This window comes from Streptomyces sp. NPDC043726, from assembly GCF_056436565.1.
The window spans coordinates 746,507-770,200 of the sequence record NZ_JBWKCI010000001.1 but is presented as its reverse complement, the minus strand read 5'-3'; the positions used below and the strand labels follow the sequence as shown (position 1 = coordinate 770,200).

Sequence of the window (23,694 nt, the reverse complement as noted above, 5' to 3'; positions counted from 1 at the left end):
GATGGCACTGACCCGGAGAACCTCACCCAATGAAGGTCAAGCCGAGCGTCAAGAAGATCTGCGACAAGTGCAGGGTGATCCGCCGTCACGGCCGGGTCATGGTCATCTGCGAGAACCCGCGCCACAAGCAGCGCCAGGGCTGATCGCAGGCCAATCCCTCTGCACCTCTATCGCAGAGACTTCGCGCGACGCGAGCTGAATATGTTCATACGCAGGACCCAGACCTTGTGTCTGATACCCCCGGTTCGGAGGCCGGGGACCCGGTTCGTACCTGGTACGGCGGCCGGGAACCGGTTCTGCGGAAGACCTCCGAAGATCACCAGGAGCCATTGAATGGCACGCGTTTCCGGTGTTGACATCCCGCGCGACAAGCGCGTGGAGGTCGCCCTCACCTACGTGTTCGGCATCGGCCGGACCCTGTCGCAGGCCACGCTGGCCGCGACCGGCATCGACCCCAACACCCGCGTTCGCGACCTCTCCGAGGAGCAGCTCGTCGCGATTCGTGAGTACGTCGACAACAACATCAAGACCGAGGGTGACCTCCGTCGCGAGATCCAGGCCGACATCCGCCGCAAGGTCGAGATCGGCTGCTACCAGGGTCTCCGTCACCGTCGCGGCCTGCCCGTCCGCGGTCAGCGCACCAGCACGAACGCCCGCACCCGCAAGGGCCCGCGTCGCGCCATCGCCGGCAAGAAGAAGCCGGGCAAGAAGTAGTCCACAGCGGACTTCGCCGTCCAGCGGTCTTCGCTGTAGGACCGACCACCTCCCGTAGGAGTACAGATGCCCCCCAAGGGTCGTCAGGGCGCTGCCAAGAAGGTGCGCCGCAAGGAAAAGAAGAACGTCGCTCACGGCCACGCGCACATCAAGAGCACGTTCAACAACACGATCGTCTCCATCACGGACCCGTCCGGCAACGTGATCTCCTGGGCCTCCGCCGGCCACGTCGGCTTCAAGGGCTCCCGGAAGTCCACGCCGTTCGCCGCGCAGATGGCCGCCGAGTCGGCTGCCCGTCGCGCCCAGGAGCACGGCATGCGCAAGGTCGACGTGTTCGTCAAGGGCCCGGGTTCCGGTCGTGAGACCGCCATCCGTTCGCTCCAGGCGACGGGTCTCGAGGTCGGCTCCATCCAGGACGTCACCCCGACCCCGCACAATGGCTGCCGTCCGCCGAAGCGTCGTCGCGTCTGACGCGCTGCTTCGCGCAGGCTTCGGGTTCGGGCGGTACGGCTCTGTTGGGCCGTATCGCCCGTACCCTTGTAGTACCCGTGCCTCTCATGGGTGCGGTTTCCGTCGGGCGTCAAATAGCGGGCGTCCACGAAAGAAGGATCTGATCCACACATGCTGATCGCTCAGCGTCCCTCGTTGACCGAAGAGGTCGTCGACGAGTTCCGCTCCCGGTTCGTGATCGAGCCGCTGGAGCCGGGCTTCGGTTACACCCTCGGCAACTCCCTCCGCCGTACCCTCCTCTCCTCGATCCCCGGCGCTGCTGTCACCAGCATCCGGATCGACGGCGTGCTGCACGAGTTCACCACCGTGCCGGGCGTCAAGGAGGACGTCACCGACCTGATCCTCAACATCAAGCAGCTGGTCGTCTCCTCGGAGCACGACGAGCCGGTCGTGATGTACCTGCGCAAGCAGGGCCCGGGTCTGGTCACCGCCGCCGACATCGCGCCCCCGGCCGGTGTCGAGGTGCACAACCCCGACCTCGTCCTCGCCACGCTCAACGGCAAGGGCAAGCTGGAGATGGAGCTGACCGTCGAGCGCGGTCGCGGTTACGTCTCCGCCGTGCAGAACAAGCAGGTGGGCCAGGAGATCGGCCGTATCCCGGTCGACTCGATCTACTCGCCGGTTCTCAAGGTCACGTACAAGGTCGAGGCCACGCGTGTCGAGCAGCGCACCGACTTCGACAAGCTGATCGTCGACGTCGAGACCAAGCAGGCGATGCGTCCGCGTGACGCCATGGCCTCCGCCGGTAAGACCCTGGTCGAGCTGTTCGGTCTCGCGCGCGAGCTGAACATCGACGCCGAGGGCATCGACATGGGTCCGTCCCCGACGGACGCGGCGCTGGCGGCCGACCTCGCGCTCCCGATCGAGGAGCTCGAGCTGACCGTCCGCTCCTACAACTGCCTCAAGCGTGAGGGCATCCACTCCGTGGGTGAGCTCGTCGCGCGCTCCGAGGCCGACCTCCTGGACATCCGCAACTTCGGTGCGAAGTCCATCGACGAGGTCAAGGCGAAGCTGGCCGGCATGGGCTTGGCCCTGAAGGACAGCCCGCCCGGATTCGACCCCACGGCCGCCGCCGACGCCTTCGGCGCCGACGACGACGCGGACGCGGGTTTCGTGGAGACCGAGCAGTACTGATCGGTCGTAGCCGGTGAGCATCCGCTCATCGGGTTCCTGACCCCGGTACCTGACACGGCCGGGGCAGACACACAGGAGAAAGAACATGCCGAAGCCCACCAAGGGTGCCCGTCTGGGCGGCAGCGCCGCGCACGAGAAGCTGCTCCTCGCGAACCTCGCGAAGTCGCTGTTCGAGCACGGCCGTATCACCACCACCGAGGCGAAGGCCCGCCGCCTGCGGCCGTACGCCGAGCGTCTGGTCACCAAGGCGAAGAAGGGCGACCTTCACAACCGCCGTCAGGTGCTCCAGGTGATCACGGACAAGAGCATCGTGCACACGCTCTTCACCGAGATCGGCCCGCGCTACGAGAACCGTCCGGGTGGCTACACCCGCATCACCAAGATCGGTAACCGCCGTGGCGACAACGCGCCCATGGCTGTCATCGAGCTGGTCGAGGCGCTGACGGTGGCTCAGGAGGCGACCGGCGAGGCCGAGGCCGCGACGAAGCGCGCGGTCAAGGAAGACGCCCTCAAGAAGGACGAGGCCGTCGAGGCCAAGTCCGACGAGGCCGTCGAGGCCCCCGCCGAGGAGTCCAAGGACGCGTAAGCGTCCTGCCGGGGACTGATTAGTCGGCGGGTGCGGCTTCGTCGTGGCTTGTCGCGCAGTTCCCCGCGCCCCTAGGGCGTTGCGGGTCCGTTCCTTTCGAGGAGCGGGCCCGCTTTGCGTTGCTGAGAGGATCTCTGTGTGAACGACGACGTACAGCCCGGGTTCGTGCGGGTGCGGCTCGACCTGTCCTACGACGGGACCCTGTTCTCCGGGTGGGCCAAGCAGGCCGGGGGGCAGCGGACCGTGCAGGCCGAGGTCGAGGACGCGCTGCGGACCGTGACGCGGTCCAAGGAGTCGTACGACCTGACCGTGGCCGGTCGGACGGACGCCGGTGTGCATGCCCGGGGGCAGGTCGCGCATGTCGATCTGCCGGTGGAACTGTGGGAGGAGCACCGGGAGAAGCTGCTGAAGCGGCTTGCCGGGCGGCTGCCCAAGGACGTGCGGGTGTGGGCGCTCACCGAGGCGCCGGAGGGGTTCAACGCGCGGTTCGCCGCGCTGTGGCGGCGCTACATCTACCGCGTCGGCGATCGGCCCGGCGGTGTGGACCCGCTGCTGCGCAGTCATGTGCACTGGCACGACTGGGAGTTGGACGTCGCCGCCATGGACGCCGCCGCCAAGTCCCTCGTCGGGGAGCATGACTTCGCCGCCTACGCCAAGAAGCGGGAGGGCGCGTCCACCGTCCGGGAGATCTTCGACTTCGACGTGCGCCGGACCGCCGACGGCGTCGTCGAGATCGAGGTCCGGGCCGACGCGTTCTGCCACAACCAAGTGCGGTCCATGGTGGGCGCGTTGCTCTTCGTCGGCGACGGCCACCGGGGGGTGGAGTGGCCGCGGAAGGTCCTCGACGCCCGGGTGCGGGACAGTGCCGTGCATGTCGTACGGCCGCACGGGCTGACCCTGGAAGAGGTCGCCTACCCGGCGCCGGACCAGCTCGCCGAGCGCCAGCGGCAGGCCCGGCGGGTGCGGGGGCAGGTGCACTGAAGGGGGGCCCTGAGTCTCAGGGCCCCCCTTCTGGTCCGCGTCAGTCCTGCGTGCGGGTGCGCTTGCGCAGGCGGGTCACGGCCCAGCCGAGGCCGACCAGGGCCGCGGCGGCACCGGCCAGCGTGCCGATGCCGGCGGCGCCGGTCAGGGCCAGGCTGCCCGAGCCGCCCTGGGTGTCGGTGCCGTCCGTGCCGTCAGAACCGCCGGTCGTGGTGTCCGAGCCGCCGGACGGGCTCGGGGACGGGGACGGGGTCGTGTCGTCCTCGACCACCTCGAGGGAGAAGCGCGTCGTGGCCTCGCCGACCGTCGCCACGACGGTGTACGTGCCCGGCTCCTGACCCGCGATCAGCTCCGGGGCCGCGGCCTCGCCCTCCGCGTCGGTGGACACGCTGACGCTGTCCTCCTCGCCGTCGAAGGCCGGGGCGCCCTCGGCCTCGCCCTCCACGGCGAACTCCACCTCGGTGGCCACGGCCGGGGCACCGGACTTGGTCACCTTGACCGTGAGCGGCTCGGCGAAGGTCTCGCCGGTCTTGGCCTGCTGCTCGTCGCCGCCGGTGATCTCCAGAACGTGGGAGGTCTGGCCGACACGGGCGGTGAACCTGGTCGTGGCGGTACCGGACGTGGCCAGGACCGTGAAGTCGCCCTCCTTGGTGTGGGTGACGAGCTCGGGGGTCCGGGCGCGGCCCTGGGCGTCCGTCCACACCTCGACGGTGGGCTTCTCCTCGTCCTGCCACTCCACCCCGAGGTCGTTCGGGTCCTCCAGGGTGAAGGTGACCTTCTGGTCGGGGAGCGGCTCGCCGTCCTTGTCGCGCGCCACGACGACCATGGGGTCCGCGTGGAAGGTCGGGGGGATCGTCTGGTCGTCGCCGGACTCCCGGGCCAGCTCGGTCACCACGGGGGTGCCCTTGGGGTCCTTCCACTGGAGGACGACACGGCCGTCGCCGCCCCGGGAGTTGCTCCCGCCCTGACCGACGCCGGAGAGATCCGGCTCGTTGTCGTCGAGCGGGTTGTGCACCCAGAACGGGTCGTCCTTCGCCGCCGGATAGCTCGTCGTGCTGCTCAGCAGGCGTACGTCGGAGGTGCGCTCGGGGTCGACGTAGCTGGACCCGCCACCGCCGCTGCCGCCGTCGCCCTTCGCGGTCCGGGCGCCACCGCCGCCGCCTCCCGCGTAGCCCGCGCCGCCACCGCCCGCGTTGGTGCTGCCGGCCCCGCCCGCGCCGCCCTGTGCCTGGTCGGCGCCGGGCTTGCCGCCCTCGACTCCGGCCGCGCCGCCCTGGCCGCCCTTGGCGCCCTTGCCCCCGAAGTCGTCGCGGGCGTCGGTGCCGTCGGGAGCGCCACCGCTTCCCCCGGGGCCCATGTCGTGGCTGCCGCCACCGGCGCCGCCACCACCGGCGGCGACGAACAGGGCGGAGCCGTCGGCGGCGCGGACCGCGGTGCTCGCGCCGCCCCGCTCGCTCCAGTTGCCCCCGCCGCCCTCGCCGCCGAGCGCGTCACCGAAGAGCTTGCCTCCTCCGGTGCGCCAGCCGCCGACCTTCACCGTCAGGTGCTCACCGGGGGTGACGTCCAGCGAGCCCCCCACGTACGCGCCGTTGCCGCCGCTGGCGAACGGATTGCCGTCACCGCCCATGCCCCAGGCGCGGAAGTCCAACTCCTCGATGCCGACGGGGACCTGGAAGTCCACGGCGGCACCGGAGTGGTCGAAGATCTTGCAGTGGGTGAAGCCCTCCGTGGGCTTGCACGGCGCCTGGGCGGCAGCCGCGGCCGGGAAGGCACCCCCCACTCCCAGTCCCCCCACGAGCAGTGCGGCCGCGCCGATCGCGCGCAGGCCGACAGAAACCCTGTTCATGTATTCCCCTGTGTCGTCCCACCCCTTGAAAAAACAGGTCAGGACCGAAAACATCAACCTCACCTGTTCTACGGTGAGTTTACTGTCACCGTAGTCACATGGTGCACATGAAATAGTGAACGCTTTTGACGAACGAGGACGCTTTGAGCAGAGGTAAACGGGATTCCGCTTCGATGGGGCGGCGTTCCGCGTTGCGGGCCATGGGGTTCGGCGGACTGGTCACGGTCGGCGGGATCGGCGCGCTGGCCACCGCGGACGCGGCCCCCGCCGAGGGGCTCGCGGTGCCGCCGTACGCGCCGACCGGGCGGCGGCCGCGCTATCGGCGGGCGACCTGGAGCCAGCAGTTCCAGTCGGGGCACGGCTGGACCGCGGGCGGGGCGGGCACCGCCTCCTCGAACCCGGCCGACACCGCGGTCTTCACCCGCGGCACCTCCTCGGTCCGGGTGACCACGGCGGGCAGTGGCGTCCAGTCGTACGTCCGCAAGACCGGTATGACCGCGATGAACCTGAGCGGGAAGATGATCCGGCTCATCTTCCGGGTCACGGACACGGCCCACCTCGGCCGGGTCGTCTTCTACCTCGGCTCCAACGGGCTGAAGGACGCCTTCAGCTGGCGGGTGCACAACCACTCGGCGACCGGCGCCAACTTCGTCCAGTCGGGGGAGTGGGTCACGGTCCATCTGCAGTGGGCCGACGTCACCGGCGCGTCCGGCGCGTACACGCTCTCCGCGCAGGGCGAGCCGTCCACGAAGACCGGGTTCACCGACATGTCCTTCGCGGTGTACGACGACGCGGCGGCCCCGGTGACGTACCACCTCCAGGCGGTCGAGCTGGTGCCCGACACCGCGGCCGTCTTCCCCAAGGGCGTGGTGTCGGTGACCTTCGACGACTCGCACAAGTCGGTCCACGACCTGGCGCGCCCGGTCATGGACCCCTTCGGCATACCCGGCACGCTCTACAACATCGCCGACGCGATCGGCACGGGTTCCTTCGTGAGCCTCGCGCAGATGCGCTCGCTCCAGGACTCCTCGGGCTGGGAGATGGCCGGGCACGCCTACGCCAACGCCACGCACACGGCGAGTTATCCCAAACTCACCGCCCAGCAGGTCGACCAGGATTTCGCGCGGCTCCGGGAATGGCTCGTCGGCAATGGATTCACCAGCGAGCACTTCGCCTATCCGCACGGCGCATTTCAGAAGACCACCGACGGAGTTCCCGTCGACGAGCTCGCCACCCGCCACTTCACCACGGCCCGCTCGATCATTTCAGAGACCATCGAGAGCTATGCGCCGGCCATGCCCTACCGGCTGAAGGCACTCACCGGGATCACCGACGGAACCGGCATCGGCGGCACCGCGCTCAGCAAGGTGACCGGCGCGGGCGGAGCGCTCGACCGGTGTGCCCGCAGCGGCAGCTGGCTGATCCTCTGCCTCCACAAGGTCGTCGCCGGTACGCCGGCGGCGAGCACCGAGATCAGCCAGGCCGGTCTCCGTACGCTGATGACGGAGATCCAGAAGCGCGGCATCGAGGTGCTCACCGTCCAGGAGGCGATGGCGTACTACAGCTGACGGCTAGCGGCGGTCGCCGAACCAGCCGTCGTCCTCGGGAGCCCAGTGCTGCTGGTGCTGCTGAGGCTGCGGCTGGTGCGGCCGGGGCTGTTGCTGCGGGTGCTGCTGGGGCTGCTGTTGCGGGTACTGGCCCTGGGGCTGCTGCGGGATGTGCGGGATGTACGGCTGCTGGCCCTGGGGCTGGTGGGGCTGGTGGGGCTGGGGAGCCTGGTGGCCCTGCTGGCCGTGGTGGCCCTGCTGGAACTGCCACTCGTCGTACGTCTGCGTGTGCTGCTGCTGGTAGGGGTCCTGCGCCTGGCCGTTGTACATCGGCTGCTGCTGAGGCTGCTGATGGTGCTGCTGAGGCTGCTGGTGGTACTGCGGTGCGCCGTAGCCCTGCGGGGGGACGGGCTGCTGTTGTGCCGGGTACCCCTGCTGGGGGAGCGGCTGCGGGTCCGTCACGCCGTTCCACGCCACCTGCTGCTGGGGCGCGTTGCGGCCCATGTCCCGCAGCTCGCCCTGGGTGTGGGTGGTGTAGTTCTGCGGCACGCCGCCAGGGTTGCGCGGGGAGGCGTGCGGGGACGTACGGGCGAGGGCGATGCCCTCGAGCCGCATCATCTCGATGGTGGAGGAGACCTGCTGCGAGGAGTACTCGTCCTCTTCCTCGTACACCGCCGAGACGTCCTGCTCGTGGTCGCCGGCGACCGAGACCTCGACACCGCCCTGACGCGTGCCCCAGCTGCCCTTGTGCAGGGTGAGCAGGGCGTAGAAGCGCAGCGGGGTCAGCAGGACGAGCTGGATGACGCCGTACAGCGGTGCCAGCAGGAACATGCCGAACCGCTTGATGAAGCCCATGCCGCGGCGCGGGAAGTCGAGGTACCGGACGTTGCGCAGGTACCCCATGAGGACCATGAAGAGCAGGTAGTCGCCGATGTGGTTGACGAACCGTTCCGGCTGCATGATCGGCAGGATGACCATGGAGTAGAACATCGCCGAGCCGAAGATCAGCCACAGCGCGAGTTCCATGCAGGTCAGCCAGAAGGCGGGCCGGAACTTCTTCTGGTTCCTGAAGGCCCACAGGGACTCACGGAAGAAGGACTTGTTCCAGCGCACCTGCTGGCGCAGGAAGTGCGGCAGCTTCTCGGGGACGGCGGTGTAGCCGACGGCCGTCTCCTGGAAGACGACCTGGCCTTCGATCAGGCAGTAGTTGGTCATCCGCCGGTCGTCGCCGAAGACGGCCGGCTTGCCGAGGAACTGCTGGTTGAGGAAGTCCGGCAGGTACTTGCGCACCAGCGTGCCGCGGTACACCGACAGCGCGCCGCAGCAGCACAGGACCGACTTCAGCCGGGAGTACGCGGCCCGCTCGAACAGGAACGAGTTGCCGTACCGGAGGTCCTGGAGCCGGGTGAAGATGTTGCTGTCGTGGTTGAGCGCCAGCACCATGCCCGTGGAGGCCATGATCTTCGGGTCGGCCATGGGCAGCAGCAGCTCACGGACCGTGTCCCGGGACAGGATCGTGTCCGAGTCCACGCACAGGAACAGATCGGTGTACGGCGCCGCCTCGAAGCCGAGGGCGAGGGCCTCGCGCTTGCCCTTGTTCTCGGGCTGGACGCTGACCGTGTACTTGACGCCCTTGGCCTCGAACTCGCGGCGCAGCTTCTTCGCCGCCTTGATGCCGGAGGAGTCGGCGCTGCAGTCGTCGATGATGTGGATCTCGTTGGGGAGCCGGCTCTGCGCGAGCAGGCTGCGCATGCCCTGCTCGAACATCACCGGGTCCTCGTTGTAGATCGGGATGACCGCGGTGACCCAGGAGTTGTCCAGCAGCAGCAGCTCCTCCCGGTCCGCCTTCGCGGGCCGGTAGAAGAGCGCGCCGAACATCTTCAGGGCGAGCAGCCCGAGCGCGCCGAACGAGTACAGGTGGAGCGAGTCCGGGTCGAGCTTGGTGACGATGACGGCGGCGATGGCGAGGAAGAAGAAGTACGAGACCTTCAGATGCCGTCGCCGCTTGTGCCTGCGGCGGCCGTCGGAGTCGACGGCCGAGGGTATGTAGGTGTCGGTCACAGCTTGACCACCTGGGGATGGTCGGCCGACTTCCCGCGGGTGTCGAAGAGCAGGCGGGAGCGGTCGGCCAGTTCGTCCAGGTCGAGTTCGCTGTGCTGTTGGAGAAGGATGGTCAGGTCGGCCTCGGCCGCGCCGGCGAGGTAGTCCTCGACCCGGGGCACCTCGGCGCCCTCGACGGTCCAGTTCGCCACGCGGGGGTCGTAGTAGGCGAGGTCGGCGCCGCGCTCGAGCAACAGCTCGGCCACATCCACCGCGGGGCTCTCCCGCTGGTCGGAGATGTCCGGCTTGTAGGTGACGCCGAGCAGCAGCACGCGCGAGCCGCGGATCGGCTTGCCCTGCTCGTTGAGCAGATCGGCGGCGCGTGAGACGACATGGGCGGGCATCCGCTGGTTGATCTCCTGGGCCAGTTCCACGAACCGGAACGGTATCCCGAGCGAACGCACCTTGTAAGAGAGGTAGTTGGGGTCGATCGGGATGCAGTGACCGCCCACCCCGGGACCCGGGTAGAAGGGCGCGAAGCCGAAGGGCTTGCTGGAGGCGCAGCGGATGGAGTCCCAGAGGTCGACGCCGATCTCGCGGCAGAACATCGCCATCTCGTTGACGAGCGCGATGTTCACGTGCCGGTAGGTGTTCTCCAGCAGCTTGGCCATCTCGGCCTCACGGGTGCCCTTGGCCTCCACCACGCTGCCGACGAAGCGCTCGTACAGCGCGCGGGCCGCCTTGGTGCAGTCCGGGGTCGTGCCGCCGACGACCTTGGGCGTGTTCTCCAGGCCGTAGGTCGGGTTCCCCGGGTCGATGCGCTCGGGGGAGAAGGCGAGGTAGAAGTCGACGCCCGCGGTCAGGCCGCCGGCCTCCAGGCGCGGGCGGACGACCTCCTCGGTGGTGCCCGGGTACGTCGTGGACTCCAGGACGACGAGGGTGCCCGGCCTCAGATGGGCGGCGATGTCCTCGACCGCGGAGTCGACCGCGCCGAGGTTGGGCGCGCCGTGCTCGTTGAGCGGGGTCGGCACGCAGATCACGACGGCCGCCGCGTCCGCGATGACCTCGGGCGTGGTGACCGCCCGGAAGCCCTGGCCGAGCATGGCGCGTACATCGGCGTCGCTGATGTCGTCGACGTGCGAGGAACCCGAGCTCAGCCCCTGGACCACCGACGGGCTGCGGTCGAGGCCGACGACCTTGAGACCGGAAGCGCTTGCCGCCCGGGCAAGCGGCAACCCGACATAGCCGAGCCCGATGATCACGAGGTCGACAGAGGAGTTTCGGTTCACGGCAATACTTCCCACCCCGGCGCCACCCAAGCCCCCAGCCCAGGCGCACAGTCACATCGAAGACACAGGAGCGTGAAGGCTAACAGTGTCCACACAGATGTTCACATGTCGATCACAGTCACGATTGTCACTCCAAGCCCGTACAACCGTTCCTCATGGTCATGAGTCGGGCCCTTAGTCGTCGGATTCCGCTTAAAACCGACCCCTGGCGCGGGGCGCGGCGACGGGTACCCTCTTGCCGATTCCATCCGCCGGGCGCAGGCCCCGCGCCCCCGAAGGAGATCTCCGTGGCGTCCCGACGTCAACCCCGCCGTCGCAGCGGTATAGCCCGCGCCTTCAAGGTCCTGCTCGTGGTCGCCGTCCTCGCCGGTGGTGTCCTGGCCGCCAAGCCGGTCTGGAACCACTTCAACCCGGAGGAGCCCGAGCTCACGGTCCGCTACCGGACCGAGACCGCGGCCGAGGCCGACGCCGTGCGGCCGTGGCTGGAGGTCTTCAACACCTCCGAGCAGCCCGTGCCGCTGAGCGAGGTCGCCCTGCGCTACTACTTCACGGCGGACGGGGACGCGTCGTACGGCTTCAACTGTGTGGAAGCGGCCGTCGGTTGCTCGAATCTGACGGGCACCGTGGTCGCGATGGACACGCCCGGCGAGGACGCCGACCACTACCTGGAGCTCGGGTTCACCGAGAAGGCGGGCGTGCTGAAGCCCGGCGCGAACAGCCGGGGTCTGGAGATCCAGCTCTACCGCACCGACCACAAGCCGGTGCAGCAGGACGGCGACTGGTCCTACGACGCCTCGAAGAAGACGTACCAGGACTCCGACCGGGTCCCCGCCTACAAGCGCGGCGCCCTGGTCTGGGGCGAGGAGCCCGGTGGCGAGGGCGCGAAGGCCTCCGCGAAGCCCGTCTCCCGGGCCGTGCCCGAGCTGCCCGAAGGCGGCTTCTTCGACGACTTCAACTACCGGGGCCCGAAGGACACCGCGCTGTTCAAGCACGGCTGGCTGGTGCGGACCAGCGAGGGCGGTCCGGGCATCGAGGACACCTGGACGGCGAAGGGCGTCTCCTTCCCCGGCGACGACGAGGCGCTCGGCGGACAGGTGCTGAACCTGCGCGCCGCCACCGACGGCACCGAGTCCGGCACCGAGCAGTCGGCCCTCGGCACCAAGGAGTCGAAGTTCCGGGTCGGCACCTACGCGGCGCGCATCCACTTCACCGACAAGCCGACGAGCGGCGAGAACGGCGACCACGTCAACCAGACGTTCTTCACCATCGGCGGCTCGGGCAGCAAGTACGCCGAACTCGACAACGAGTACATGCCCAACGGCGGCTGGGGCGCGCCCGGTCCGAAGCTGGACACCACCACCTGGCGGAACGCCGACGAGGGCGACCGGGTCACCCGCAAGACCGAGGAGAGCCTGGCCGGCTGGCACACCATGGTGATCACGGTCGAGAAGGACTCCGTCACCTACAGCCTCGACGGCAGGACCCTCTACCGGAGCGGCGCGGAGTACGCCCCGCGCGCCGACATGGCCATCAACTTCAACACCTGGTTCGTGGACCTGCCGTTCACCGGCGACCGGGCCTGGGACATGAAGGTCGACTGGGTCTACCACCAGGCCGGCGAGAAGCTCACGGCCAAGGAGGCCGAGGCGGCCGCCAAGAAGTTCCAGGGCGAGGGTGTCGGCTTCTTCGACACCCTGCCCTCCTCCTGAGCGACCGGAGCGGGCTCCTGCCCGGCGGGCGTCAGCCCGCCTGGGCCGCCGCCGACGCCTGGGCCTCGCCCCGGCGCCGGATCTGGCGGGTGGTGAACTCCTGGAGGTCGTCACCCGCCGCGAAGACCGCGGTGTCCTTGGTCGTGACGTCCTTGCCGTTGAGGAAGCCGGCGACGGTGAAGTAGGCGTACCGGCCGTAGGAGATGCGTGTGGAGCGGCAGACGGCGGCGTTGCAGAAGGGCTTCACGCCCTTGCCGGTCAGCGCCTTGATGATGCTCTTGTCGTCGGTCTGGGTGCGGGCCTTCGCCGCCTCGGCCTCGGTGTCGAAGACGGCCACGCCGACCGTGACGGCGATGCCGTCCTTGACGTAGGTGACCCGCATCAGACGGGTGCAGCCGTTGTTCTCGAGGATCTTCGGCAGCGTCTTCAGGGCGGCCGCCGCGCAGTCCTTGGTGTCGGCCGTCGGACCCTTCTTGTACAGGGTCTCGCCCATCGTCAGCTGCGTACCCGGGAAGAGGGTCTCGGGGCTGAGCGGGGCGGTGTCCTTCTTCGCGCTCGCGATGAAGTCGTCCGGGTCCAGCGGGGGCGGCGCGCTCGTCGGTTCGAAGGACGGGGCCGGTCCGGTGGACCCGCTCGGTATGCCCGCGGTCGCCGGCAACTGGGCGGTCGGATTGTTGGACGCCTCGTCGCCGCCGTTGGCCGACACCACGGCCACGGCGACCGCGGCGGCCACGCCGACGGTGGCCAGCGCGCCGCCGCCGATGAACAGCAGCCGACGCCGCTTGTTACGGGACTCGGACGCCTCGGCGAGCGCGGCCCAGTCCGGGGTCTGGCTGTCGCCGCCGCTGTTCCACGGCTGCTGGGATTGCGGTTTCCAGGGATCCCACTGGGACTGGGGTCCCCCCTGCTGCCCGTAGCTCATGGGGCGCATCTTAGACGGGTACCGGGGTGTGCCGTTCCGCCTCAAGAGGCCCTGGGGCGCCTAGCGTTGCGCCGGTGAGCGAGCGCAAAAGCGACATCTCCGGGTGGTTGGTGCGACCCGCGTCCTGGCATCTGTGGGTGATGCTCACCGCCGTGCTCGGGGCGACGGCGGCCCGCACGGCCCGTGTGACCTCGGACGGCGGCATGGACAACGCCATCGTGGTGCGGGCCGCGCGCACCTGGCTGGCCGGAGGCTCCCCGTACGACGATCCGCACTTCCTCTATCTCCCGGGCGCCGTCCTCGCCGCCGCCCCGCAGGCCCTGCTCTCGCCGGCCGCGCTGCGCGTCCTGGTGCCGCTCACCGTGACCGTCTGCCTGGCCGCCGGCTGGGCCTGCGCCCTGCGGCTGCACGGTGTCCCGCGGCGCAGCCGCTTCGCCGCCCTCGGCCTGACGGGCCTCGCCGCCGGCTTCGCCCCCTTCGCCCACCTGGTCCTCCTGGCGAACTGGACGGCGACGGCGGCCCTCGCGCTGCCGCTGGGACTGCTGCTGATGAGCCGGGGCCGCTGGACGGCGGCGGCCGTGGTCATCGGTACGGCGGTCGCGCTGAAGCCGGTCCTGGTCCCGCTGGCGCTGCTGTTCGCCTTCGCCGCCCGGTGGCGCGCCCTGGCCGTGCTGGCCGCCGTCCCCGCCACCGCCTCGGCGGCCGCGGCCCTGTTCCTCCCCGACCCGACGGGCTTCGTCACGCGCACCCTGCCCTTCCTGCTGAAGGGCGACGACGACTTCGTACGGCTCTACGAGGCCTCCCCGGCCGCGGTGCTGCCCCGGCTCGGGGTGCCGGAGGGGGTGGCCGGGGGGCTCGCCCTGCTGGCGGCGGGCGCCGGGGTCCTCTGCGCGTACCGGCGCTGGCGGCGCGCCGACCCCGGCCCGCGGCGGCTGACGGAGACGGCGGCGGCCCTGATGCTCTCGGCGTTCCTCGTGTCCAGGCCGTCGTACGACCACTATCTGGTGATCGTCGTGCCGCTGCTGCTCGCCTCGCTGCCGTGCGCGGGCTCGGTGGCCCGGTCGCCCTGGTTCTGGCTCGCGCTGGTGCCGCAGATCCCCGGTGTGACGTGGCCGTATCTGGAGCCGGTGCAGCGGCGGGCCTTCAAGGACGCGCTCACGCTGTGTGGGCTGGCGTTCACGGTGCTGCGGCAGGGCTGGGCGGGGGAGCGTCGTATGCCCGTAAAATCGGCTCCTGTGACGGCAGTGACCTCGTTTTGACCCGTCCGGGGCAGCGCGGGTACCCTTGCCGTTTGTTATGCGTATTGGCTCAGTCGTTCTCACGCGAGAAGCCCTTACGTAGGTTCCCTGGAGCAGTTACCAGTGGGCGGCATACGGGCAGCGTCCCCGGCTTCTGTCGTCCCCAGCTGCACGATCGCTTCAGTGATGCCATGTGTCAGCACCCATCCCTGAAGAAGAAGGCTGCGAAGTGCGTACGTACAGCCCTAAGCCCGGCGATATCACTCGCCAGTGGCACGTCATTGACGCTCAGGACGTCGTCCTCGGCCGTCTCGCCACCACCGCCGCGACCCTCCTCCGAGGCAAGCACAAGCCGATCTACGCCCCCCACGTCGACGCTGGTGACTTCGTCATCATCATCAACGCGGACAAGGTGCACCTGTCCGGCAACAAGCGGACCCAGAAGATGGCATACCGCCACTCCGGTTACCCGGGTGGTCTGCGCTCCGTCCGCTACGACGAGCTGCTCGACAAGAACCCCGAGAAGGCCATCGAGAAGGCCGTCAAGGGCATGCTTCCCAAGAACTCTCTGGGCCGTCAGATGCTCTCGAAGCTGAAGGTCTACAAGGGTGACCAGCACCCGCACGGCGCGCAGCAGCCGCAGCCGTACGAGATCACCCAGGTCGCGCAGTAAGTCCGGCCACCCCCTAAGACTGAACAGAATCTGAGGAGAATCGTGGCCGAGACCACTGCCGAGCAGCCGCTCGAAGAGCTTGACATCGACAGCTACACCACCGAGTCCGAGGTTCCTGTGGAGGGTGAGTACACCTCCGAGTCCATGGCCTCGCGCTTCGGTGAGCCCCAGCCCGCCGCGGGCCTGGGCCGCCGCAAGAACGCCATCGCCCGCGTCCGGATCGTCCCGGGCACCGGCAAGTGGAAGATCAACGGTCGCACCCTCGAGGACTACTTCCCGAACAAGGTGCACCAGCAGGAAGTCAACGAGCCCTTCAAGGTGCTCGAGCTCGAGGGCCGCTACGACGTCATCGCCCGCATCGCGGGTGGCGGTGTCTCCGGTCAGGCCGGTGCGCTCCGTCTCGGTGTCGCCCGTGCGCTGAACGAGGCCGACGTCGACAACAACCGCGGCCCGCTCAAGAAGGCCGGCTTCCTCCGCCGCGACGACCGTGCGGTCGAGCGCAAGAAGGCCGGTCTCAAGAAGGCCCGCAAGGCTCCGCAGTACAGCAAGCGTTAAGCTTCGCTGCCTGCAGCGCGTACTCGCAGTTCAGCGGTACGTCCGAACGCCCCGGCGGCACGCCACTGTGCCGCCGGGGCGTTCGTTTATCACAGTCTTGGGCGTATAACGGCACAAGGCGCTCAAAGGCTGGTGTGATCGGATGATCGTGGGCGCGATCTTTCGAAAGTGACGCTTCATCAGGAGGACAAGTGGGACGACTCTTCGGCACGGACGGCGTGCGCGGTGTCGCCAACGCGGATCTCACCGCCGAGATGGCGCTCGGTCTGTCCGTCGCGGCGGCCCACGTGCTCGCCGAGGCGGGCACCTTCGAGGGCCACCGGCCGAAAGCGGTGGTCGGACGGGACCCGCGCGCGTCCGGGGAGTTCCTGGAGGCCGCCGTCGTCGCGGGACTGGCCAGCGCCGGCGTCGACGTGCTGCGCGTCGGTGTGCTGCCGACGCCCGCCGTGGCCCATCTCACCGGTGCGCTCGGCGCCGACCTCGGTGTGATGCTCTCCGCCAGCCACAACGCCATGCCGGACAACGGCATCAAGTTCTTCGCCCGCGGCGGGCACAAGCTCGCCGACGAGCTCGAGGACCGCATCGAGTCCGTCTACGAGTCGCACCGGCACGGTGAGCCGTGGGAGCGGCCCACCGGCGCGGGCGTCGGCCGGGTGCGCGACTACGACGAGGGCTTCGACCAGTACGTGGCCCATCTGATCACCGTGCTGCCGAACCGGCTGGACGGGCTGAAGATCGTCCTCGACGAGGCGCACGGCGCCGCCGCGGGGGTCTCGCCGGAGGCCTTCACCCGGGCCGGTGCCGAGGTGATCACGATCGGCGCCGCGCCGGACGGGCTCAACATCAACGACGGCTGCGGCTCCACCCACCTGGACCTGCTGAAGGCCGCCGTCCTCGAGCACGGCGCCGCGCTCGGCATCGCGCACGACGGCGACGCGGACCGCTGCCTCGCCGTCGACCACACCGGCGACGAGGTGGACGGCGACCAGATCCTGGCCGTGCTCGCGCTGGCGATGCGGGAGCGTTCCGCACTGCGCTCCGGCACCGTCGTCGCGACCGTGATGTCCAACCTCGGCTTCAAGCTGGCGCTGGAGCGGGAGGGCCTGCGGCTCGTCCAGACCGCCGTCGGCGACCGGTACGTGCTGGAGGAGATGAAGGAGCACGGGTACGCGCTGGGCGGTGAGCAGTCCGGGCACGTGATCATCCTCGATCACGCGACCACCGGGGACGGCACGCTGACCGGTCTCCTGCTCGCGGCCCGGGTCGCGGAGACGGGGCGGTCGCTGCGGGAGCTGGCCGCCGTGATGGAGCGGCTGCCCCAGGTGCTGATCAACGTCCCCGACGTCGACAAGTCCCGGGTGAAGACCTCGGGCGGGCTCGCCGCCGCCGTCGCCGAGGCCGAGGCGGAGCTCGGGTCCACCGGGCGGGTGCTGCTGCGGCCCTCCGGGACCGAGCCGCTGGTCCGGGTGATGGTCGAGGCCGCGGACATCGACCAGGCCCGTTCCGTGGCCGGCCGCCTCGCCGACGTGGTGAAGTCGGCGCTCGGCTAGCCCTGGGCGGCTGCCTCCGTCCGACGCGTCTGTCTGGCCCAGAACCATTTCTGGGCCAGCAGCGTCAGGAGGCCCGCCAGGATGATCCCCAGGAGGTTCAGCAGGAGCTGTTCCGTCGACCCCTTCGTCTGCTTGAGGTCGCCGAAGCTCAGGGCCACCGCCGCGTTGGCCGCCGCCGGGACCGTGGTGACCGAGATGGCCACGCCCACCAGGGCGCCGGACTTCGACGAGGTCAGGGAGAGCGTGCCGGCCATGCCGGCCAGGACCGCGACGATGAACGAGAACCAGTCGGGGGCGTAGACGAAGCCCGTCTGCGGCCGGTCGGCGTCCAGCTGCTCCCTGCTGAACAGGTCGATGGAGTCCATGAAGAGGCTGAACAGGACCGTCACCGCCATGGCCACCGCGAAGCCCACCAGCAGCGCGGTCAGCGACCGCCACGCGAGCCGCGGCCTGCGCTGCACCACCGCCGTGCAGAACCCGGCCAGCGGGCCGAACTCGGGGCCCACCGCCATCGCGCCCACGATCAGGATCGCGTTGTCCAGCACCACACCGCAGGCCGCGATCATCGTGGCGAGGGTGATGAACGCGAGGTAGGTGAAGGAGAGCGTGGACTCCTCGTGCGTGGCCTCCGTGAGGTGGTCCCACAGCACCGCGTCCACGCCCTCGCCGGGGGCGTCCGCCTCCGCCTTGTCCGCGCGCTTGGACAGGGAGAGGTCGATGTTCTCCACGGCGATGGACCCGCAGTCCTCGATGTCGAGCCGCTGGAGTTCGCTGAGCAGTTCGTCGCCCGCCTCCCGCGCCACATCGCACAGCACGACGTCCCCGGCGGGGTCGCGGGCCGCTCCCGGCAGCACCACCAGGTGGGTGGTGCCGACGGTGGCCTCGATCAGGCGGACCACCTCGTCGGTCCGGTCGGCCGGGGTGATCAGACGCAGGTGCAGCATGGCGGCAGCGTAGCGGTCACAGTTTCCGCAGACTCAGCCGCTGCACCTTGTGATCGGGTCCCTTGCGCAGGATCAGAGTGGCCCGGCCCCTGGTCGGGGCCACGTTCTCCACGAGATTGGGCTTATTGATGGTCCGCCAGGTCGTCCGGGCGTAGTCCAGGGCCTCCTCCTCGGAGACCTGGGTGTACTTGCGGAAGTACGAGGACGGGTTCTGGAAGGCGGTCGCGCGCAGCTTCTTGAAGCGGTTGAGGTACCAGGTCTCGATGTCCTCGGTGCGGGCGTCGACGTAGACACTGAAGTCGAAGTAGTCGGCGAGACCGACCCGGGTGCGGCCGTCCTTGCCGGGGAGCGCGGGCTGCAGGACGTTCAGGCCCTCGACGATCAGGATGTCCGGGCGGCGGACCGTGAGCTTCTGGCCGGGGACGATGTCGTAGATCAGGTGCGAGTAGACGGGGGCGGTGACCTCGTCCTTGCCGGCCTTGATGTCGGCGACGAAACGGGTCAGCGCACGGCGGTCGTACGACTCCGGGAAACCCTTGCGCGACATCAGGCCCCGGGCCTGGAGCTCCCGCGTCGGCAGCAGGAAGCCGTCCGTGGTGACCAGCTCCACGCGCGGGTGCTCGGGCCAGCGGGAGAGCAGGGCCTGGAGGAGGCGGGCGACCGTGGACTTGCCGACGGCGACCGAGCCGGCCACCCCTATGACGAAGGGGGTGCCGGACTGGGAGCCCTGCTCGCCGAGGAAGGTGTTGAGCGCGCTGCGCAGGCCGTCGGTGGCGCCGACGTACAGATTGAGCAGGCGGGACAGCGGGAGGTAGATGTCCCGTACCTCGTCGAGGTCGATGACGTCGCCGAGACCCCGCAGCTTCTCGACCTCCTCGGCGCTGAGCGGCAGCGGCGTCTTGTCGCGCAGCGCGCTCCACTCGGCTCGGGTGAGGTCGACGTAGGGCGTCGCCTCCGCCTTGTGCCGGTGGGCGGTCCGGGGCATCGGAGAGATCACAGTTCATTGTTGCGGGCGGATGAACGGACGGTGGGGTGGGATCCGTCACCCGTGTTCCGATTCCGGGCGAACCCGGACAAGGTGGGGAATGTCAGTGGCGTGCGTCACAGTTGTGGAAGAGGTGGGCCCGGGTCGGGGTCCACCGAACCGCGAGGGGTGACCCATGACGTATGCGATTGAGGCGGAAGGACTGGTCAAGCGGTTCAAGGAGACCGAGGCGCTGGCCGGGGTCGACCTGGGGGCCCGCCAGGGCTCGGTGCTCGGGCTGCTGGGCCCCAACGGCGCGGGGAAGACGACCGCCGTACGGATCTTCGCGACGCTGCTCCAGCCGGACGGGGGCCGCGCCCGGGTGGCGGGACACGACGTGGTGCGGGAGGCCGGGATCGTGCGCGCGCTGGTCGGCCTGACCGGGCAGTACGCCGCCGTGGACGAGAACCTGACCGGTACGGAGAACCTGCTGCTCATCGGCCGCCTGCTTGGTCTGCCGCGGCGGGAGGCGAAGGCGAGGGCCCGGGAGCTGCTGGAGCGGTTCCAGCTGACGGAGGCGTCCGGGCGGGCCGTGAAGACGTACTCGGGCGGTATGCGACGGCGGCTGGACCTCGCCGCGAGCCTGGTGGGACGGCCCAGCATCCTCTTCCTCGACGAGCCCACGACCGGCCTCGACCCGCACAGCCGAGGGGAGCTGTGGGATCTGCTGAGGGGTCTCGTCGCGGACGGCGCGACCGCCCTGCTGACCACGCAGTATCTGAACGAGGCCGATGTGCTCGCCGACGACATCGTGGTGATCGACAAGGGCCGGGTGATCGCCGAGGGCACCCCGGACGAGCTGAAGTCGCAGGTCGGCGGGCAGGTGCTGCAGGTGCGGCCGCTGCTCGCCGAGGAACTGGGGCGGGTGCACCGGCTGGTGGCCCGGGCGGCCGGTGACCAGACCCAGATCGAGGGCGAGACGGTCACGGCCCCCGTGAAGGACCCCGAGCTGATGCCGGCCGTCGTGCGCACCCTGGACCGGGAGGGCATAGCGGTGGGCGAGCTGGCACTGCGCCGCTCCTCGCTCGACGAGGTCTTCCTCGCCCTGACCGGCCATCGCGCCGAGCCCTCGAAGGACTCCGAGGAGGACGAGTCGGTCCGGGACGAGAGCGAGCTGGAGAGGGCGGTGAACTGATCATGGCCGCTACGACCGTCACGGCCCCGATCACCGGCTCGGGCCGGGTCCGGCCGCTCGCGGGGCTCCAACAGACCTTCACCATGGCCTGGCGGAGCCTGGTCGCGGTCAAGCACAACCCGCTCGAACTGGTCGACTACAGCATCACGCCGATCATGTTCGTCTTCCTGTTCACCTATGTCCTGGGCGGGCAGATGGCCGGATCGCCCGAGGCGTATCTGAAGTACGCGCTGCCCGGGATCATCGTGCAGAACACCCTGTTCATGACGATGTACACGGCGATGGCGCTCAACACCGACCTCACCAAGGGCGTCTTCGACCGGCTGCGCAGCCTGCCGATAGCCCGCTCCGCGCCGCTGATCGGGCGGATCACCGCGGACCTCGCCAAGCACCTGTGGGCGCTGCTGCTGATGATCGGACTCGGCCTGCTGCTGGGCTTTCGGGTCACGGGCGGCTTCGGCGGCTTCCTGCTCGGCACCCTGCTGGTGATCGTGTTCGCGGCGGCCGTGTCCTGGGGCGCGGTGCTGATCGGGATGCTGGCCGGGGACGCGGAGAAGGTGCAGGCGTTCGCCTTCACCCTGATCTTCCCGATCACCTTCACCAGCAGCGCCTTCGTCATGGTGGACACGATGCCGGGCTGGCTCCAGGCGTGGAGCGACGTCAATCCGGTGACCCATCTCTCCGACGCCTTCCGCGGGCTGCTGCTCGGCGGGCCGGTGGCGGAGCCGGTGCTGTGGTCGCTGCTGTGGGCGGCCGGGATAGCGCTCGTGTTCTATCCGCTGGCGATGCGGGCGTACCGGGCGAAGACCTGACGCCCGAAAGAGGGTCGAGAATTTCCGAAATCGGGCACGCTGTGGCCGGTTTGGCGGCTGATTCGATCGTAGGCTGCCGGTCATGTGCGGAATCGTGGGATACGTGGGGTCGCAGTCGGCGCTCGATGTCGTGATGGCCGGGCTGAAGCGACTGGAGTACCGGGGTTACGACTCGGCGGGCGTGGCCGTGCTCGCGGACGGCGGGCTCGCCGCCGCGAAGCGGGCCGGAAAGCTCGTCAACCTGGAGAAGGAGCTGGTCGACCGGCCGCTGCCGAGCGGATCCACCGGCGTCGGGCACACCCGTTGGGCGACCCATGGCGGGCCGACGGACGCCAACGCGCATCCGCATCTCGACAACGCCGGACGCGTGGCCGTCGTGCACAACGGCATCATCGAGAACTTCGCGCCGCTGCGCGCCGAACTGGCCGAGCGCGGCCACGATCTGACCTCCGAGACCGACACCGAGGTCGTCGCGCATCTGCTCGCGGAGGAGTTCTCCTCCTGCGCCGACCTCGCCGAGGCGATGCGGCTGGTGTGCCGCCGCCTGGAGGGCGCGTTCACGCTGGTCGCGGTGCACGCCGACGAGCCGGACGTGGTGGTGGGCGCCCGCCGGAACTCGCCGCTGGTGGTGGGCGTGGGGGAGGGCGAGGCGTTCCTGGCCTCGGACGTGGCCGCGTTCATCGCCCACACCCGCTCGGCGATCGAGCTGGGCCAGGACCAGGTCGTGGAACTGCGCCGCGACGGAGTGACGGTGACCGGCTTCGACGGCAGCCCGGCGAAGGTCCGCTCGTACCACGTCGACTGGGACGCCTCGGCGGCCGAGAAGGGCGGCTACGACTACTTCATGCTCAAGGAGATCGCCGAGCAGCCCAAGGCGGTCGCCGACACCCTGCTCGGCCGCATCGACACCTCCGGGGCCCTGACGCTGGACGAGGTGCGGATCTCCGCCTCCGAGCTGAGGGAGCTCGACAAGGTCGTCATCGTCGCCTGCGGTACGGCCTTCCACGCGGGCCTGATCGCCAAGTACGCCATCGAGCACTGGACGCGGATTCCCTGCGAGGTGGAGCTGGCGAGCGAGTTCCGCTACCGGGACCCGATCCTGGACGCGCAGTCCCTGGTGATCGCGATCTCCCAGTCCGGCGAGACCATGGACACGCTGATGGCGCTGCGGCACGCCCGGGAGCAGGGCTCCAAGGTGCTCGCCATCTGCAACACCAACGGCTCGACGATCCCGCGCGAGTCGGACGCGGTGCTGTACACGCACGCGGGGCCCGAGGTGGCGGTCGCCTCGACGAAGGCCTTCCTGACGCAGTTGGTGGCCTGTTACCTGGTGGCGCTGTACCTGGGCCAGGTGCGCGGCACCAAGTGGGGCGACGAGATCCGGGCGGTCATCCGGGACCTGGCGGAGATCTCCGGCGCGGTGCGCCGGGTCCTGGGGACGATGGAGCCGGTACGGGAGCTGGCCCGCTCGCTCGCCGACAAGGACACGGTGCTGTTCCTGGGCCGGCACGTGGGCTATCCGGTGGCGCTGGAAGGCGCGTTGAAGCTCAAGGAGCTCGCCTACATGCACGCCGAGGGCTTCGCGGCGGGCGAGTTGAAGCACGGGCCGATCGCGCTGATCGAGGACGATCTGCCGGTGGTCGTGGTGGTGCCCTCACCGCGCGGGCGGTCCGTCCTGCACGACAAGATCGTCTCCAACATCCAGGAGATCCGCGCCCGGGGCGCCCGCACGATCGTGATCGCGGAGGAGGGCGACGAGGCGGTGGTGCCGTACGCGGACCATCTCATCCGGGTCCCGGCCACCCCGACGCTGCTGCAACCCCTGGTGGCGACCGTGCCGTTGCAGGTGTTCGCGTGCGAGCTGGCGACGGCCCGGGGCAACGAGGTGGACCAGCCGCGGAACCTGGCGAAGTCGGTGACGGTGGAGTAGGGCGCCGGCTACCGGCGCTGGTTCTCCCGGCCCTCCCAGGTCAGGGCGAGCGAGCCGCCCACCGGCAGGGCGTGCCAGCGTTCGGCGTAGTCGTCGAGGCGGGCCACGATCCGGTCGACCACCGGGGGAAGCTCCCGCGCCGTCACATACGCCGGCAGCTCCGCCGCGTGACCCCGCCGTACCTCCCACACCGGTACGGCGATGCCCGCCAGCTCCTCCGACCTGGCCATGTCGGCCCGCGCCTCGTCGGAGGGCCTGGGCCGCTTCGCCCTGCGGCGCCGGGCGGCCTTGGCGCGCTCGGCGGGGTCGGCCGGCCAGAACAGCCCGTTGTCACCCGCGGCGAGGCGGCCGTAGACCCCGAGTCCGATGCCCGCCTCCGCCTCGACGATGAAGTGCACCAGGTCGTGCGGGAGCCAGGGATGCCCGCCCGGGCCGTTGCGAGGAGCGAGGGCGGGGCCCTTCTCGCGGTGCACGGCGATGTCGTAACTCGTTCCCGGACCCTTGGTGAAGACCACACGCATGCTCAGCACGGTAGGCCGCCGCCACCGCCGGTCG

22 protein-coding genes are annotated in these 23,694 nt (G+C 69.8%); 15 read left to right on the top strand and 7 right to left on the bottom strand.

Translation table 11 applies throughout. The features are described from left to right. Nucleotides 1-29 precede the first annotated feature (29 nt). From rpmJ to truA, 6 genes are all read left to right on the top strand, one after another. Nucleotides 30-143 carry a 50S ribosomal protein L36 gene (gene rpmJ, locus AC068Z_RS03505; protein ID WP_003998809.1) on the top strand — a complete coding sequence of 38 codons (114 nt, stop codon included), beginning with the start codon at nt 30-32 and terminating at the stop codon, nt 141-143. 190 nt (nt 144-333) lie between these two features. Continuing rightward, entirely contained in the window at nt 334-714 is a 381-nt protein-coding gene (rpsM, locus tag AC068Z_RS03500; protein ID WP_451730588.1) for a 30S ribosomal protein S13, read from the top strand. A gap of 66 nt (nt 715-780) precedes the next feature. Further along, nucleotides 781-1,185, top strand: a complete 405-nt coding sequence (gene rpsK / locus AC068Z_RS03495; protein ID WP_003956432.1) for a 30S ribosomal protein S11 — start codon at nt 781-783, stop codon at nt 1,183-1,185. A 150-nt stretch (nt 1,186-1,335) separates the two neighbouring features. Beyond that, entirely contained in the window at nt 1,336-2,358 is a 1,023-nt protein-coding gene (locus AC068Z_RS03490) for a DNA-directed RNA polymerase subunit alpha (RefSeq protein WP_003966937.1), read from the top strand. A gap of 85 nt (nt 2,359-2,443) precedes the next feature. After that, the gene (gene rplQ / locus AC068Z_RS03485; protein WP_478551866.1) at nt 2,444-2,944 is read left to right on the top strand and encodes a 50S ribosomal protein L17; all 501 of its coding nucleotides are present in this window, start codon (nt 2,444-2,446) and stop codon (nt 2,942-2,944) included. 138 nt (nt 2,945-3,082) lie between these two features. Beyond that, nucleotides 3,083-3,925: a tRNA pseudouridine(38-40) synthase TruA gene (gene truA / locus AC068Z_RS03480; protein ID WP_478551864.1), complete on the top strand. Its 843-nt coding sequence runs from the start codon at nt 3,083-3,085 to the stop codon at nt 3,923-3,925. Nucleotides 3,926-3,965: 40 nt separating this feature from the next. On the opposite strand, the gene AC068Z_RS03475 is transcribed toward truA, so the two are convergent. After that, a complete protein-coding gene (locus AC068Z_RS03475; RefSeq protein ID WP_478551862.1) occupies nt 3,966-5,771 on the bottom strand; it encodes a glycine-rich protein in 1,806 nt (601 codons plus the stop codon). A gap of 173 nt (nt 5,772-5,944) precedes the next feature. Between AC068Z_RS03475 and AC068Z_RS03470 the strand changes: the two genes are divergently transcribed. Beyond that, complete coding sequence (locus AC068Z_RS03470) at nt 5,945-7,339, top strand: polysaccharide deacetylase family protein (RefSeq protein WP_478551860.1); 1,395 nt, start codon at nt 5,945-5,947, stop codon at nt 7,337-7,339. 3 nt (nt 7,340-7,342) lie between these two features. Here AC068Z_RS03470 and AC068Z_RS03465 read toward each other — a convergent pair whose 3' ends face one another. Both AC068Z_RS03465 and AC068Z_RS03460 read right to left on the bottom strand, forming a co-directional pair. Beyond that, a complete protein-coding gene (locus tag AC068Z_RS03465; RefSeq protein WP_478551858.1) occupies nt 7,343-9,379 on the bottom strand; it encodes a glycosyltransferase in 2,037 nt (678 codons plus the stop codon). Further along, a complete protein-coding gene (locus AC068Z_RS03460) occupies nt 9,376-10,647 on the bottom strand; it encodes a nucleotide sugar dehydrogenase (protein ID WP_478551856.1) in 1,272 nt (423 codons plus the stop codon). The genes AC068Z_RS03465 and AC068Z_RS03460 overlap by 4 nt, the downstream gene beginning before the upstream one ends. A 287-nt stretch (nt 10,648-10,934) precedes the next feature. Here AC068Z_RS03460 and AC068Z_RS03455 point away from each other — a divergent pair, with 287 nt between their 5' ends. After that, nucleotides 10,935-12,356: a cellulose binding domain-containing protein gene (locus tag AC068Z_RS03455; RefSeq protein WP_478551855.1), complete on the top strand. Its 1,422-nt coding sequence runs from the start codon at nt 10,935-10,937 to the stop codon at nt 12,354-12,356. A 31-nt stretch (nt 12,357-12,387) separates the two neighbouring features. Here AC068Z_RS03455 and AC068Z_RS03450 read toward each other — a convergent pair whose 3' ends face one another. Further along, nucleotides 12,388-13,278: a hypothetical protein gene (locus tag AC068Z_RS03450; RefSeq protein ID WP_478551853.1), complete on the bottom strand. Its 891-nt coding sequence runs from the start codon at nt 13,276-13,278 to the stop codon at nt 12,388-12,390. A 110-nt stretch (nt 13,279-13,388) separates the two neighbouring features. On the opposite strand from AC068Z_RS03450, the gene AC068Z_RS03445 reads away from it, so the two are divergent. From AC068Z_RS03445 to glmM, 4 genes are all read left to right on the top strand, one after another. Next, nucleotides 13,389-14,537, top strand: coding sequence for a glycosyltransferase 87 family protein (locus tag AC068Z_RS03445; protein ID WP_478552282.1), 1,149 nt, complete (start codon nt 13,389-13,391; stop codon nt 14,535-14,537). A gap of 208 nt (nt 14,538-14,745) precedes the next feature. Next, nucleotides 14,746-15,189, top strand: a complete 444-nt coding sequence (rplM, locus tag AC068Z_RS03440) for a 50S ribosomal protein L13 (protein ID WP_478551851.1) — start codon at nt 14,746-14,748, stop codon at nt 15,187-15,189. A 42-nt stretch (nt 15,190-15,231) separates the two neighbouring features. Then, on the top strand, nt 15,232-15,744 hold the full coding sequence (gene rpsI / locus AC068Z_RS03435) for a 30S ribosomal protein S9 (protein WP_019526966.1): 513 nt from the start codon (nt 15,232-15,234) through the stop codon (nt 15,742-15,744). Between the two features lie 191 nt (nt 15,745-15,935). Continuing rightward, on the top strand, nt 15,936-17,294 hold the full coding sequence (gene glmM / locus AC068Z_RS03430; RefSeq protein WP_478551849.1) for a phosphoglucosamine mutase: 1,359 nt from the start codon (nt 15,936-15,938) through the stop codon (nt 17,292-17,294). Here glmM and AC068Z_RS03425 read toward each other — a convergent pair. Further along, nucleotides 17,291-18,238 carry a DUF389 domain-containing protein gene (locus AC068Z_RS03425; protein ID WP_478551847.1) on the bottom strand — a complete coding sequence of 316 codons (948 nt, stop codon included), beginning with the start codon at nt 18,236-18,238 and terminating at the stop codon, nt 17,291-17,293. The genes glmM and AC068Z_RS03425 overlap by 4 nt on opposite strands. 16 nt (nt 18,239-18,254) lie before the next feature. Further along, nucleotides 18,255-19,223: a type I pantothenate kinase gene (gene coaA / locus AC068Z_RS03420; RefSeq protein WP_451730619.1), complete on the bottom strand. Its 969-nt coding sequence runs from the start codon at nt 19,221-19,223 to the stop codon at nt 18,255-18,257. Nucleotides 19,224-19,398: 175 nt separating this feature from the next. Here coaA and AC068Z_RS03415 point away from each other — a divergent pair, with 175 nt between their 5' ends. The 3 genes from AC068Z_RS03415 (at nt 19,399) to glmS (ending at nt 23,139) form a co-directional block, all read left to right on the top strand. Continuing rightward, on the top strand, nt 19,399-20,397 hold the full coding sequence (locus AC068Z_RS03415) for an ATP-binding cassette domain-containing protein (protein ID WP_478551844.1): 999 nt from the start codon (nt 19,399-19,401) through the stop codon (nt 20,395-20,397). A gap of 2 nt (nt 20,398-20,399) precedes the next feature. Then, nucleotides 20,400-21,209 carry an ABC transporter permease gene (locus AC068Z_RS03410; RefSeq protein ID WP_478551842.1) on the top strand — a complete coding sequence of 270 codons (810 nt, stop codon included), beginning with the start codon at nt 20,400-20,402 and terminating at the stop codon, nt 21,207-21,209. A gap of 82 nt (nt 21,210-21,291) precedes the next feature. Beyond that, entirely contained in the window at nt 21,292-23,139 is a 1,848-nt protein-coding gene (gene glmS, locus AC068Z_RS03405; protein ID WP_478551840.1) for a glutamine--fructose-6-phosphate transaminase (isomerizing), read from the top strand. Between the two features lie 8 nt (nt 23,140-23,147). On the opposite strand, the gene AC068Z_RS03400 is transcribed toward glmS, so the two are convergent. Continuing rightward, nucleotides 23,148-23,660 carry a hypothetical protein gene (locus AC068Z_RS03400; protein ID WP_478551838.1) on the bottom strand — a complete coding sequence of 171 codons (513 nt, stop codon included), beginning with the start codon at nt 23,658-23,660 and terminating at the stop codon, nt 23,148-23,150. Nucleotides 23,661-23,694 lie beyond the last annotated feature (34 nt).

Bases quoted from the DNA above. Each gene is read 5' to 3' on its own strand.
- AC068Z_RS03470 (WP_478551860.1), top strand. From the start codon at position 5,945: ATGGGGCGGCGTTCCGCGTTGCGGGCCATGGGGTTCGGCGGACTGGTC.
- rplQ (WP_478551866.1), top strand. From the start codon at position 2,444: ATGCCGAAGCCCACCAAGGGTGCCCGTCTGGGCGGCAGCGCCGCGCAC.
- AC068Z_RS03425 (WP_478551847.1), bottom strand. From the start codon at position 18,238: ATGCTGCACCTGCGTCTGATCACCCCGGCCGACCGGACCGACGAGGTG.
- rpmJ (WP_003998809.1), top strand. From the start codon at position 30: ATGAAGGTCAAGCCGAGCGTCAAGAAGATCTGCGACAAGTGCAGGGTG.
- rpsM (WP_451730588.1), top strand. From the start codon at position 334: ATGGCACGCGTTTCCGGTGTTGACATCCCGCGCGACAAGCGCGTGGAG.
- AC068Z_RS03475 (WP_478551862.1), bottom strand. From the start codon at position 5,771: ATGAACAGGGTTTCTGTCGGCCTGCGCGCGATCGGCGCGGCCGCACTG.
- AC068Z_RS03415 (WP_478551844.1), top strand. From the start codon at position 19,399: ATGACGTATGCGATTGAGGCGGAAGGACTGGTCAAGCGGTTCAAGGAG.
- AC068Z_RS03410 (WP_478551842.1), top strand. From the start codon at position 20,400: ATGGCCGCTACGACCGTCACGGCCCCGATCACCGGCTCGGGCCGGGTC.
- coaA (WP_451730619.1), bottom strand. From the start codon at position 19,223: ATGCCCCGGACCGCCCACCGGCACAAGGCGGAGGCGACGCCCTACGTC.
- AC068Z_RS03490 (WP_003966937.1), top strand. From the start codon at position 1,336: ATGCTGATCGCTCAGCGTCCCTCGTTGACCGAAGAGGTCGTCGACGAG.
- AC068Z_RS03450 (WP_478551853.1), bottom strand. From the start codon at position 13,278: ATGAGCTACGGGCAGCAGGGGGGACCCCAGTCCCAGTGGGATCCCTGG.
- rpsK (WP_003956432.1), top strand. From the start codon at position 781: ATGCCCCCCAAGGGTCGTCAGGGCGCTGCCAAGAAGGTGCGCCGCAAG.
- AC068Z_RS03400 (WP_478551838.1), bottom strand. From the start codon at position 23,660: ATGCGTGTGGTCTTCACCAAGGGTCCGGGAACGAGTTACGACATCGCC.
- glmS (WP_478551840.1), top strand. From the start codon at position 21,292: ATGTGCGGAATCGTGGGATACGTGGGGTCGCAGTCGGCGCTCGATGTC.